This window comes from Ruegeria sp. SCP11, assembly GCF_040329455.1.
GTDB lineage: Bacteria > Pseudomonadota > Alphaproteobacteria > Rhodobacterales > Rhodobacteraceae > Ruegeria > Ruegeria atlantica_E.
The window spans coordinates 244416-256442 of record NZ_JBDZYG010000003.1 but is presented as its reverse complement, the minus strand read 5'-3'; the positions used below and the strand labels follow the sequence as shown (position 1 = coordinate 256442).

The window sequence follows — 12027 nt, the reverse complement described above, 5'->3', positions numbered from 1 at the left end:
TTTGCGCGGCGAGGCAAGGGCATCAGCTCTTAGCGGCTGACTGTTGCTTCGTCGAAGATATTATTGCCCAAGGGCGTCTGAACATAGCCCGCGACCGCTGTACTAAGCGCCACAGCAAACGGGGTCTCATACATGAATAACAAGGGGGCCGCTTCGGCGTAAAGTTCTTGCATCCGGGCAAACTTGGCCTTGCGGGCCTCCGGGTCCATCTCGTTGGCGGCCTCTTCGAACAAGGTATTGAACTCGGTGTTTTCCCATCCGGTGCCTACGGCTTTGGCGGTCGGGGTATAGCCCAGCCAGCCGACAACTTGGCTGGGGTCATTCACGTCATTCACCCAGCCATAGGTGTGAATGTCGAACTCACCCGAGCGGTTTTTGGCCCCGCGTGTCGCGCCATCGACCTGTTCGACCACCAGATTGATGCCCAAAGGTGCCCACATCTGTTGCAATGCCGCAAATATGGTCGCGTCGTCCGCAGACCCAGCCAGCGTGGTCAGCGTCACATCCGTACCCTGCTCAAGCCCGGCCTCGGCGACCAACGACTTGGCCTTGTCCATGTCATACGCGTAGAGCGGGTTCAGGTCGGCCGCATACTGCGTGGCCTTGGCCATCAAGGGTGAGCTCATCGGCTGCCCCGCACCGTGCAGAACCACTCCAATCAGCGCCTCTTTGTTGGTGCCATAGTTCAGTGCCTGACGAACCCGAACATCCGCAAGCGGGTTCGGTGACCCGTCAGCTCGGGTGTCGCGGGTATTAATGGGCGAATAAATAATACGCGTCGATGGGTAGAGTTGCATATCGACATTCGGATCGGCTTCCAGTTCGGCCACGCGGCTGAAAGGAATGAACTCGGCCGCATCCACTTCACCGGCCTGCAGGCTCAGGATGCGGGTCGCATCATCAGGAATTATCTCGAAATGCACGCCCTCCAGATAGGGCAATGGTTTTCCATCCGTCCCCAAACGCCAGTAGTGCTCGTTGGCACAGAAATCCATCGAGGCGCCCTGCTCAAACCCACACAGGTAGAATGGTCCCGACCCAACTCCGGCTGAGGCTGATGCAAAAATGGCAGCGGACTTATCCTGATCCGTTTCGCCTGCAGCGGCTTCAAACACGGCCCTGGACACAATGGCCGTGTTGAACGTGGCCAGCATCGACAGGATCGTCGGATCGGGTGCTTTCAGCGAAATAGTGATTGCATTACCGTCAGCTGAAACCGAGTCAATTGATCCCAAGAGCCCGGCCCAAGGGCTGAGATCTCCATTGCGCGCCCGGTCGAGTGAGAACACGACATCCTCTCCGGACATCGGCGATCCGTCTGCGAACTTAATACCCTCTCGCAAGGTGATAACGACAGTCTTCCCATCGTCAGACACAGAGAAACTTTCAGCCAATCCCGGTTCAACCGAGTTGCCGTCGGCGCTGCCCCGCAACAACGTGTCAAACAAGCTGCCTACCATCCAGATGTCGGGATTTCGATCCGCATAGATCGGATCAATCAGCCGCGATCCATCATAGCGGGCGAAATTCATCGTTCCGCCCCGCTCTTGCGCCATCACCGGCAACGCCAGCGCGGCTGCAACAGTCAATCCTAGTGCCGTTCTCTTCTTCATTCTTCTCTCCTCCCGCATATTTCTTGCGTCCTTGCTGGAGAGAATAAGTGATTCTTAGTTTTACTAAAGTTTTTTTTAGTATTTGAGAGAAATTTTTTACTGTCGCATCAAGCTCCCCTGATTACCGATCAGCCCGAACTCCCCGAATCCTTGATCGGAGAGGTGGTGACCCACAGCTCAACCGCTTCGATTTCGCCAAGAACAACCGAGTAGTGCCTGACCATCGTGTCGTGGTGAATCACATCCCCCGGAGACATGATGAAAACTTGATCGCCAAGATGGTATTCCAACTGGCCGGATAGCAAATAACAAAAGGCCTCTCCGTCGTGACACATCTTTTCCGATACGTGCCCTGGCGGGCGATGGACGATCTGAGGATGAAACAAGGCCCCTGCGAAACCAGGGCCCAACTTTTCATAAAACCGCCCTCTCATGCCAAGGGAATATGTCTGACGCCCGTCATGTGGGACATATTCCGAGAACACCTCAGGCACGCTGAGCAACTGTTCGATACTGGTCTGCAGTGCGGCTGCAATCGCCATAAGCGACGTCAGCGATGGCGAACTGATCCCCCGCTCAACCTGCGAAAGGAACCCTGTGGTCAAGTCAGCCAGTTTCGCCACCTGATCCAACGTCAGCCCCATGGCTTTACGCCGCCGTCGTATTGATTGGCCCAGCTCGGTCGGCTTGCCCTTGGTTTTAGGTTTGGCACGCTCAGAAGGCGCTTCCATGGAGAACTCCTGCGTTTTTTAGGTGGCTTCCATTGAATAGAATTCCAACAAGAAGATCAAAATTTATTTTAGCATTACTAAAATTCGCCCAGTTCTCCGCGAGGCATAAGCATGAACTTCACTTCGAATTTGCCATGGATATATCATTTCCACGCAAAAGAGCTCGACGCGTATCATGTTTCGATTGGCTGCAACGCAGAACCTCCCGTAGCACAGTTCTGTTGCTCAACCTTCTGCTAGACGATAAGCGTCTGGACTTATGACAGATACGCCAAGAAAACGGAGGCTAGGTGTCTGAGCAGCAGATGAAGAAATCGGATGACATCGCGCACAAACTCTCGGCGCGTATTGTAAGCGGCGCGCTGAGGCCGGGCGAAAAGCTACGGCAGGATCTGATCGCGCGCGAGCTCGGGGTAAGTCAAGTGACGGTGCGCGAAGCACTGTTTCACCTTGCCTCACAAGGATTGGTGGTTGGCCTGCCTCGCCGCGGAATGTGTGTGGCGCCCTTGGATCAGAACGCGATTCAAGAGCTTCGGGTCATGCGCCGAGCACTGGAGCCAGTGGCCTTGCTGCATTCCGTACCGAACCTCACCACCCTTCAGATTGCACAAATAGAGCAGGTTCATGAAGAATGCGACAAGGCTCGGACAGCACTTGATTGGGAGGATGCAAATCAACGGTTTCATATGGCCGTTATCGCAGCCTGCAACATGCCGCGCATGATCGCTGAAATTCAAAATTTGCAACTGCTTTATGCTTGGCATTTCAACAATCTGCATACAACAAAGTGGCGACAACGCGCTGATCCGGACCACGCGGCCATTCTTGCCGCCATCAAAGATCGCGACGCAGCCAAGGCGCATTCAGTGATGCAGCGCCACCTGACCCGGCTGCCCTAAACTGCGTCAGGCTTTCGCGCGATAAGCCAGGTCGGGTGATAGGTCAGCGAAACCCCGTGCGCATCGCCAAATCGCTGAGAATAGTCCTTGCTGAACGCGAGAAGGTTAGATTTTGTCCAAGGTTTCTGCGCCCGGCCGTTCACACCGGTTTTTCGCAGATGGTCCAACACCTTTCTGGGCGTTGAGAAACGCATCTGCCGCTCATCTTCGCCGAACGAGACGACATCCAGAAGATCAATGACCGCAGCGACCATTTCTTCAGCCCGGCACAAACCAGGCGCTTTGGCTGCCGAGCCGACATGCATCAGTTCGCGATACTGCCCCGGGCCGAACCCCGAAACCGCCAGCCAACCACCCGGTACCAGAGCGGTGGCCGCACGGCGCAGGAATGCCGCCGGGTCGGGAAGCCATTGAATCATTGACGCGGACACAATCAGATCCGGACGCGCTGGCCACGCGATCGTTTCAGCGTCGCCGCACAGAAAATCCGCGCCAAAGTCATAGGCCGTTTCCTGGGCTTCCGGCGATAGGTCGTTGATTGTCAGCTGGTCAAAGGCAAACTGAGCGCAGAGCCGCTGGGTCAGAAGTCCGGTGCCACATCCAAATTCCAAGCCTGACACAAATTGGCGCGGAGCACCGCTTTTGTGCAGATCCTGTGCCAGACGCTCTGCAATTCGGGCCTGTTGGCAAGCCGCGTCGTGATAGGTGCGAAAGCTGCGGCTGAAACTGCGTTGCACACGGTCGGTCATCTGGACATTCATGCGAGCCACTCCTCCCAGCTTTGCCCGCTTTGGAAGGGGACATGCGCGCCGGAAATACTTCGAACCGCCTCTTGTTGTGTGGCCCAGGCAGCATGTTGTGCCTGAGTTGGAATGATACGATCCCGTTCAGGAATCCAAATCCGATCAAATTTGGTGTCGGGTGCCGTACCGCGCTCGATCACTGCATAAAGCTCGGCCCGTGCGGAGCCGATATCGATCTCGGGTGCGGTCCCGCCCAACCCGGCCCGGCGGCAGAATTTGGTGAAACTGGCAGGACTCAGGTTCTCGGCAGTCGCGCGGATCATATCTGGCGCGATACCGCGAGTGACATCTGCCGGTGACAGCGTGCCGCTTACTGCGATCAGACGATCCGGTCGCACTCCTGTCTGCGCCAGCCAATGCGCCGCGGACGCCACGCCAAAAGAAAAGGCGAGCAAGTTGACCCTGTCAAATTGCGAAAGGTCATTCAGTGGATCATCCAGTCGGGTGTAATCCTCGACCAGAAGAACGTCCATGTCTCCCACCAATCCTTGGAAAGGCGTGGCACCAAGGCCCCAGCCCCCGAATACCACAAGCACCTCTTTGGTGCCCAAGCGGGACAACCAACATTGTTTCATGACATCCCTCGCGCCAACGAGACCATGGCAGACGTCACGCGACTCAGCTCATCCGGAGCCATGATATAGGGTGGCATGCAGTAGATATTGCGCGCAAAGGGACGCAGCCACACACCGGTTTCAAGGGCTAGTCCATGCGCGATCGAAGGATCGACCCAGTCCTCCATTTCGATAACGCCGATTGCGCCGAATACGCGCACATCGGCGACGCCGGGCAGGCCAAGCGCCGGGGCGAGTTCCTGCGACATCTGCTCGGCAATGCCTGTCACTTCGGCGCGCCAGTCCCGGACCGATAGCTGTTCCAGACTGGCCACTGCCGCCGCACATGCCAGAGGGTTGGCCATGTAGGTCGGGCCATGCATCATCACGCCGGCCTCGCTCTCACCAATCCGGCGGGCAACGGTTTCGGTAGTGACTGTCGCAGCCAGAGTGATGTGCCCCCCGGTCAGAGCTTTACCGAGGCATAGGATATCCGGAACCACATTGGCATGGTGCAGGGCAAACAGCTCTCCGGTGCGGCCAAAGCCTGTGGCGATCTCATCGAAGATGACCAGCACGTCATGCGCCTTGCACATCTCGTGCGCCCGCTGCAGCCATGTCGGGTGATAGAAATACATCCCCCCCGCCCCCTGAACGACGGGTTCCAGGATCAAGCCCGCAATCTGGTCCGCTTTGGTTTCCAGCAATATTTCCAGCGCGTTTAGCCCATTCAGGTCGCCATCCTCGGACCAATCCTGATTAAACGCGATCTGCGGGCGAGGCAGAAAATGCTGAACGGACAAGGCCCCCGCGAACAGGCCATGCATCCCGTTGACCGGGTCACAGACGCTCATCGCTTTCCAAGTGTCGCCATGATAACCGCCGCGAATGGTGGCGAATTGCGTGCGTCCTTTGCGGCCCTGCGCCATCTGGTACTGCACCGCCATTTTCAGAGCGACTTCAATAGCGACGGACCCGCTATCGCTGTAGAAAATACGATCCAGACCATCGGGCATCAGGTCAATCATCTTGCGGCCAAGTTCTATCGCAGGCGAATGGGTCAGACCGCCGAACATCACATGGGGCATCTGATCCAATTGTGTCTGCATTGCTGCAATGATGGCCGGATGACGATGCCCGTGCACCGCGCACCACCAGGAAGACATCGCATCTATCATCTGCGTTCCGTCTTCGGTGGTTAACCAGACACCTTCTGCCCCGGTGATCAAATGCATCGGGCCGGGCTTCAGCACGTTGGTATACGGATGCCACAGGTGGCGGGCGTCAAACTCGAGCGGGGTCACAGGGCGCTCCGGATTTTATCGACGTCGATCGCCGTAAAAGCGTCGGTCAGAGTCTCGCGGGACAGAGGGTCGATGAAAGGTAGTCGACCCAGATGCCGGGCATCGCCCATCTCGGCTATGGTCTGTTCAACATCCGGCTCGGCATCACCGACGAAAGCCACGCCCACCACGTTGCATCCGGCATTGCGCAGTGCCATCAGGGACAAGGTTGTATGGTTGATCGTGCCCAACGCGGTGCGCGCCACCAGCACCACCGGAGCATTCCACTGCGCGATCACGTCGAGAAAGAATACCCGGCGATTCAGCGGCACCATAAGCCCGCCCGCGCCTTCGACAACCAAAGGGCCCTCAACCAGTGGCAAAACTAAATGGGCGGGGTCGATCTCAATCCCCATATCCTCGGCCGACAAATGCGGCGAGGCGGGCATGTTCAGCCGATAGGCCTCGGGCAAGATGTCGCCCCCGGACAGAGCCTTTACAATTTCCGAGTCCGTGGCCTCTTCCAACCCCGATTGCACGGGCTTCCAATAGCGCGCGCCAAGGGCGGCAGTCAGACCCGCCGCGAAGACGGTTTTTCCGATGCCAGTATCCGTTCCGACTACGATGACGGTACTCATGCGGCCTCACTTTGATGCTGCGCAAGCGTTTCGAACAGGGCCGTGATATCGACCTTAGAGACGTTGCCGGTGACCGAGACCCGCAATCGCGACGTGCCACGCGGAACCGTTGGTGGGCGGATACCACGCACATCAAAGCCTTGCGCCTGCAGGGTCGCAGCCATCTGCATCGTCCGGGCCTCATCACCCAAAATGACAGGAATGATCTGGCTGTTGAGCATGTCCTTCGGCACTCTACCCCGGCCCGCAGCGATGTGGGCATGGTGCATGCGCGCCGTTGCAGCCTCGGTCAGGGTCGTGTCCTTTTTCAGATGCGCAAGCACTGCACGTACGAGCGCGGCATTGAACGGAGACGGCGCGGTTGCAAAGATAAACGGCCTTGCACGGTTGATCAGTGCCTCGATCATCACCTGCGAGCCACAGATCAGACCACCCGAAACGCCCAAACCTTTGCCGCAGGTGTGCAAGGTCAAAACTTCAGCCTTCAAACCATGTGCCAGACCTTTACCGTTCGGTCCGAAAACGCCAGTGGCATGAGCTTCGTCCACAACCAATACAGCCTCGTGCTCGACGGCCAGATCGGACAATGTGACCAAGGGCGCGACATCGCCCTCCATCGAATAGATGCTTTCCACCGCGATCCAGATTTGGCCAGTGCCGCCACCGGCCAGCCAATCGGACAGAACGCGCCTTGCATCAGCCACATCGTTGTGGGCAAAGGCCCGCGTGTCGGCGCGGCTAATGCGCATTCCCTCATGGGCGCTGGCATGAACCAAGTCGTCATAAAGGATCAGGTCTCCGGCAGCGGGCAGAGTTGAGAAGATCGCTTGATTGGCCTGAAAACCGCCGCCCATAAACAGCGCGCCCTCGGCCCCAAAGAATGCGGCAGCCTCTTCCTCCAATGCTTCGTGCTCGGGGTGATTGCCGCGCAATAGGCGCGAACCGCCAGACCCAAGCGGCACGCCCCGCTCCAGCGCCTGTTGCGCCGCGCCATGCAACAACGGAGACTCCGCCAAGCCTAAATAATCATTCGAGGCAAAGTCCAACCCATGCCTCGGGGCCAGCACCCGGCGGCGATGCCGGGAGCCGAGCGTTTCAAGCATCGAGTTCAGTCGACTCAATGCTTTCATTCAGCAGCTTCCGCGCAGCTTTGCCCAGCCACCGTTTCAGCCTCCAGCCCCAGTTTGGCAAACAGAATGGCGTCCTTGTCCTCTTCCGGGTTTTCCGCCGTCAGCAGCGTTTCCCCCACAAAGATCGAATTCGCCCCGGCAAAGAAACACATGGCCTGATGTTCATCGGTCATGTCGCTGCGTCCGGCGGACAGCCGGACATAGGATTTCGGCATCATGATGCGAGCCGTAGCGATTACACGCACGAACTCAATCGGGTCGATCGGCTTGGCATCAGCAAGCGGCGTGTCTTCCTGTGGCATCAGCATGTTTACCGGCACAGATTCAGGCGCGGGACCCAAGTTTGCCAGTGTGACTAGCATATCGATCCGGTCGTTAATCTCTTCACCCATTCCAAGGATGCCGCCAGAGCACACCTTGATCCCGGCTTCCTGCACACGGTTCAGCGTATCGAGCCGGTCCGCGAATGTACGGGTGGTGATCACCTCGGGGTAATAGCGCTCGGAGGTATCGATGTTGTGGTTGTAGTAGTCCAACCCGGCGTCGCGCAAACGGAAGACCTGGTCCTCGTCCAGCATGCCCAGCGTCATGCAGGTTTCCATGCCCATATCGCGGACGCCTTCAACCATGGCTACCAGAGCATCCATGTCGCGATCTTTCGGCTCACGCCAGGCCGCCCCCATGCAGAACCGGGTTGCGCCGCCATCTTTCGCCTTTTGGGCCTCGGTCAGCACACGCTGGACTTCAATCAGCTTAGAGGCGGACAACTTCGACCCATTGCGCGCCGATTGGGAACAATAAGAGCAATCCTCGGCACAGCCACCTGTCTTGATCGAAAGTAGCTTGGAGGTCTGGATCTTGTTGGGATCAAAATTCTCGCGATGCACGGTCTGTGCGCGGAACAGCAAGTCCATCAGTGGAAGATCATATACGGCCTGCGCCGCCTCACGGGTCCAGGTAGGAGAGGTGTTTTCCATTTTATCGATAATTTGTCCCAAGTTCCATGCCTGCCTTTTTAATATCGATAAACTTGCAACTTGCAACTTACAAATTGCCGCGCTGCACAAAACCGCCGGTTAGACAGGGCAATATGCAACATTCTTCCACACTTGCTGGACGCGCATCTCTTTTGCTCGCAACCTTTTTTTCAGACCGCCATGAAACACGTAGCGCGATTTGACCGTGGTAAATGCCGCATACGACAGGGTGAGAATTCAAAATAGTGCCCTAATCCGTCGCTTACATAACTGAGATGCTCTGCCTAGTGGCCGGAAGCCCTGCCCTGAGTGCCAGATCAGACAATCACATGCGGAACAAACAGGATTTGCACCGAAACCGCGATAAAGAACAGCACGCTCCCAGCCAAGACAAATACGTGCCAAATGGTGTTGTGAAAAGGCAACCGCTCATAGAGGTAGAATATGACGCCCACAGTATAAGCAACGCCACCCGCAATGATCAGCCAGACAACGGCCGGGGAAAGCGCGGTCAACATGGATTTTCCGGCCCAAACGACAGCCCATCCCATCATCAGATACAGCGCCAAACCGAACCATCGAAAACGCGCAGGATCGATCAATTTCAGCATGGACCCCAAGGTGGCAGAGGACCAAAGACCAATCAGAAGCCCCGGAGCCTGAACACCCGGCAACAACAGGAACGGCGTGTACGTGCCCGCGATCTTCACATAAATGCCCGAGTGGTCGAGGCGGCGCAGCAGGTCAGACCATCGTTCACTTTCGATCATGTTGTACAGCGCCGAAAACGTCAGCATCAGAATTAGCGTAATACCGTAGATTAAAACCCCCAGCACCGCTTCGGGCTCGGGCCGGTTTTGGGCGGTGGTCGCGATCAGGATCGGGACCGCCACAAGGGCCGCGGCAACCCCTAAAACATGCACAACCCCATCACTGATACGCTCGGCTCGGCTGTAAGCCGGGCGGATATCTGCGAAGGACCACATAAATTTAAGGTAGGTGCCAGCGGTCGACCGGGCAAGTCTACCGCGATTTCAGCAAAACGTCACCCGCGCTCAGCTAGGTTCGTCTCCCGGCTTGGGATCTTTATACCTGTTCAGATCAAAGAGCCCTGCCTGGATGGGCTTCTGGCCAAGAAACATCTCATAAACCCGGTCGCTCAGAGCCCAGAATTCAGGGCTCGTCCTACGCACCCCGTACTCGGCCACTGCGTCCATGTAGTCACCTTGCGATTGGATGGATTTGAGCGCTGCTATGAAAGTGGGCAACTGATCCTGACGCAGGTGGAAATAGAAATTCGGGTAGCTGCCGATCAGTCCGGGAAGAACTGTCAGTACATCTGCGTCGGGTTCTCGCCTAGCCTTCTCATCAAACAGGAACGCCACGTTGTAATGCGCCTTGTCATGGACAAGAGTGAAAAGTTGTGCTGCCCCGCCTTCCTGCTCAACCACAAGAACGGACAAGTCCGGCAGGTATTTCACCCAATCGCCAGTTTGATCCGCCAATTCACGCAGTACCGTACCCAATTCGTCCGTGGGGCAATCACTTTCGGCACATCTGTTGATAGGGTCCTCGGTGGGCCACAACCCGTTGCCTCGTTCAAGCAATTTAAGCAGAAATTCCCGCTTGGGCGTAGTGGTTTCAAAGGTTATCCCAGCGGGAAAACTGTCGTCGACGCGCCGACGATGCCAATAGGTATGCAATTCAGCCAGCGCACCCTGATACCAGCGGTCATGCATCTGCGGCCGGACTTCCCGTGGCATGAAGAACAGAAAAGTATCTTCGCTCTCCATCCGCAACTCATCCATATAGAGGCGTGTGGCCAATTGATGCTCAACCCGACCGAACACATCATAGCCCGCCACGAGGTCATAGTAGATACGCTCAAAGATCGGGAAATCGATGACCCAAGCGGTTTCCGGAATGCCACCGTGAAACCCAGTCATGGCCGAGGCATTGTCAAAATGCCGAAACACCGTAATCAGCGCGTTTGGGTTGGCACCGTCGCCATCCCAAATCGAATTGTAGTCAAACCCGGTTTCGTAGATCGGAGCGCCCCGGTATCGTGCATCCCTGAACTCAAGATACTGAGCTTGCTTCTTGTGCGAGAACCCTTGCAACGTGCCCAGAACACCGGCGTCGGCTTCTGACACCGGCAATTCAAGATAGGCTGCACCTTCTTGCAGATAGCTCGGGTCTGTAATCGACAAGTCCGCTTCGGGGTCAAGAAAGCTGACCCAGAACCGGTCCTCGATCACATCGACTGCGGTCTCTCCGTGGCAGACCGGGCCGCGGATGAAGCTGCGGACGAAAAACAGCGCATCGTCCAACAGAAACTGATAACGGCTATTGGCGGGTATCTGCATGAATGTGCTGAACGGGTTGCCGCCCTCGGCGTCTCCATACGGGGGCAGTTCAGCCAGTGTCCACGCAGGGTCAAGGAACAATTGCCGGTAGCGCGCCATGCGGTCTGGTCCTAGCGTGTAGACCAGATGCTCTTTGTGCACGATTGTTTCGGTGATCTGCTCCAATCGATAGTAAAACTCGCCCGATCCTGGATCATCAAACGGGCGCCGCGTCGCGATGATGCCGATGTCTTCTCCCGGTCCTGTGGTCGAGCGCACAAGCTGGAAAAATCGCCTTGGATCGTCGCCCCGAAAATGGAGTCGAGCCAAAAACAGATGTTCGTACAGGTACCGGCTCATCAGCTGGCTACGCAGATCATCGCTGTTCAGGAATGCCTCCCAAGCGGTGATCTGGTCCTGAACTTCGCTTGGAATGTCGGCAGGTTCAGCTGGAAGCGGCGCACCGCTGCGCGCCCACGTCATGAGGGTCTGATACTCTGCATCCGTGAGCGGCGCAGTACCATAGGGCATGCCAGCCATCGCGTGAACTCGGCTGAACGTATCAAACTCACCAGACGTCGGGCAGACCAAAGGACGGTCTAGGGCAAGGCCAAGTTCATCAGGAAGTGGCGCGTCAACTGGCAAAACATTCCGAGGTCCCAACTCAAGATACCGTTCCAACAAGCTCGCGGAATCGCCCGACCCTGGATCGCGGGTAACTGAATGAAACCCTAACGCGCGCCATTCAGGCACGGTCTGAGCGTCTATCCCAACCCGGGTAGGCTGAGCATCCTTCAAACGTTCGGTATGGTAGACGGCTTCTTTACTGGCCCCGCGCAAAACACCTTCGGGCGAGGTCAGCTTCAGCTGGCAGGGCGCGTCATAGCAGCTGTGGCAAACGACACAGCGGCGATCCATGATCGCCTTCACGTCAGTCAATGACGGGCTTTCTAAGACAGGGGCGGCATCTTGCGCCCGGACCTCAAGCGCAAAAAGACTTGCTGCTGCCAACACAAGTGCAACTGCTGGCGACCATAGGATTTTTCTCATGGGA

The 12027-nt window shown here is 56.9% G+C and carries 11 protein-coding genes; 1 reads left to right on the top strand and 10 read right to left on the bottom strand.

Going from position 1 to position 12027, the window contains the following annotated elements; genetic code table 11:
- Positions 1–29: 29 nt before the first annotated feature.
- Together ABLN94_RS06655 and ABLN94_RS06650 are read right to left on the bottom strand one after the other, a co-directional pair.
- Positions 30–1613, bottom strand: a complete 1584-nt coding sequence (locus tag ABLN94_RS06655) for an ABC transporter substrate-binding protein (protein ID WP_352990694.1) — start codon at positions 1611–1613, stop codon at positions 30–32.
- Between the two features lie 128 nt (positions 1614–1741).
- Positions 1742–2344, bottom strand: a complete 603-nt coding sequence (locus ABLN94_RS06650; RefSeq protein ID WP_352990691.1) for a helix-turn-helix domain-containing protein — start codon at positions 2342–2344, stop codon at positions 1742–1744.
- A gap of 290 nt (positions 2345–2634) precedes the next feature.
- Here ABLN94_RS06650 and ABLN94_RS06645 point away from each other — a divergent pair, with 290 nt between their 5' ends.
- On the top strand, positions 2635–3243 hold the full coding sequence (locus ABLN94_RS06645) for a GntR family transcriptional regulator (RefSeq protein ID WP_170494590.1): 609 nt from the start codon (positions 2635–2637) through the stop codon (positions 3241–3243).
- Here the strand turns inward: ABLN94_RS06645 and ABLN94_RS06640 are convergent.
- From ABLN94_RS06640 to ABLN94_RS06605, 8 genes are all read right to left on the bottom strand, one after another.
- On the bottom strand, positions 3240–4004 hold the full coding sequence (locus ABLN94_RS06640) for a methyltransferase domain-containing protein (protein WP_352990687.1): 765 nt from the start codon (positions 4002–4004) through the stop codon (positions 3240–3242). The two genes, ABLN94_RS06645 and ABLN94_RS06640, sit on opposite strands and share 4 nt — an antisense overlap.
- Positions 4001–4621 carry a pimeloyl-ACP methyl esterase BioG family protein gene (locus tag ABLN94_RS06635; RefSeq protein ID WP_352990684.1) on the bottom strand — a complete coding sequence of 207 codons (621 nt, stop codon included), beginning with the start codon at positions 4619–4621 and terminating at the stop codon, positions 4001–4003. The genes ABLN94_RS06640 and ABLN94_RS06635 overlap by 4 nt, the downstream gene beginning before the upstream one ends.
- A complete protein-coding gene (gene bioA / locus ABLN94_RS06630; RefSeq protein WP_352990681.1) occupies positions 4618–5904 on the bottom strand; it encodes an adenosylmethionine--8-amino-7-oxononanoate transaminase in 1287 nt (428 codons plus the stop codon). Before bioA ends, ABLN94_RS06635 begins: the two co-directional genes overlap by 4 nt.
- Entirely contained in the window at positions 5901–6521 is a 621-nt protein-coding gene (bioD, locus tag ABLN94_RS06625; protein WP_352990678.1) for a dethiobiotin synthase, read from the bottom strand. The genes bioA and bioD overlap by 4 nt, the downstream gene beginning before the upstream one ends.
- A complete protein-coding gene (locus ABLN94_RS06620) occupies positions 6518–7651 on the bottom strand; it encodes an 8-amino-7-oxononanoate synthase (protein WP_352990675.1) in 1134 nt (377 codons plus the stop codon). Before ABLN94_RS06620 ends, bioD begins: the two co-directional genes overlap by 4 nt.
- The gene (gene bioB / locus ABLN94_RS06615; RefSeq protein ID WP_352990673.1) at positions 7648–8628 is read right to left on the bottom strand and encodes a biotin synthase BioB; all 981 of its coding nucleotides are present in this window, start codon (positions 8626–8628) and stop codon (positions 7648–7650) included. The genes ABLN94_RS06620 and bioB overlap by 4 nt, the downstream gene beginning before the upstream one ends.
- A gap of 317 nt (positions 8629–8945) precedes the next feature.
- Entirely contained in the window at positions 8946–9614 is a 669-nt protein-coding gene (gene trhA, locus ABLN94_RS06610) for a PAQR family membrane homeostasis protein TrhA (RefSeq protein ID WP_352990671.1), read from the bottom strand.
- Between the two features lie 69 nt (positions 9615–9683).
- Positions 9684–12023, bottom strand: a complete 2340-nt coding sequence (locus ABLN94_RS06605) for a fatty acid cis/trans isomerase (RefSeq protein ID WP_352990668.1) — start codon at positions 12021–12023, stop codon at positions 9684–9686.
- Positions 12024–12027 lie beyond the last annotated feature (4 nt).

Coding starts and splice junctions, on each gene's coding strand:
- ABLN94_RS06655 (WP_352990694.1), bottom strand. CDS start 1,613: ATGAAGAAGAGAACGGCACTAGGATTGACTGTTGCAGCCGCGCTGGCG.
- ABLN94_RS06650 (WP_352990691.1), bottom strand. CDS start 2,344: ATGGAAGCGCCTTCTGAGCGTGCCAAACCTAAAACCAAGGGCAAGCCG.
- ABLN94_RS06640 (WP_352990687.1), bottom strand. CDS start 4,004: ATGAATGTCCAGATGACCGACCGTGTGCAACGCAGTTTCAGCCGCAGC.
- ABLN94_RS06635 (WP_352990684.1), bottom strand. CDS start 4,621: ATGAAACAATGTTGGTTGTCCCGCTTGGGCACCAAAGAGGTGCTTGTG.
- bioD (WP_352990678.1), bottom strand. CDS start 6,521: ATGAGTACCGTCATCGTAGTCGGAACGGATACTGGCATCGGAAAAACC.
- ABLN94_RS06620 (WP_352990675.1), bottom strand. CDS start 7,651: ATGAAAGCATTGAGTCGACTGAACTCGATGCTTGAAACGCTCGGCTCC.
- bioB (WP_352990673.1), bottom strand. CDS start 8,628: ATGGAAAACACCTCTCCTACCTGGACCCGTGAGGCGGCGCAGGCCGTA.
- trhA (WP_352990671.1), bottom strand. CDS start 9,614: ATGTGGTCCTTCGCAGATATCCGCCCGGCTTACAGCCGAGCCGAGCGT.
- ABLN94_RS06605 (WP_352990668.1), bottom strand. CDS start 12,023: ATGAGAAAAATCCTATGGTCGCCAGCAGTTGCACTTGTGTTGGCAGCA.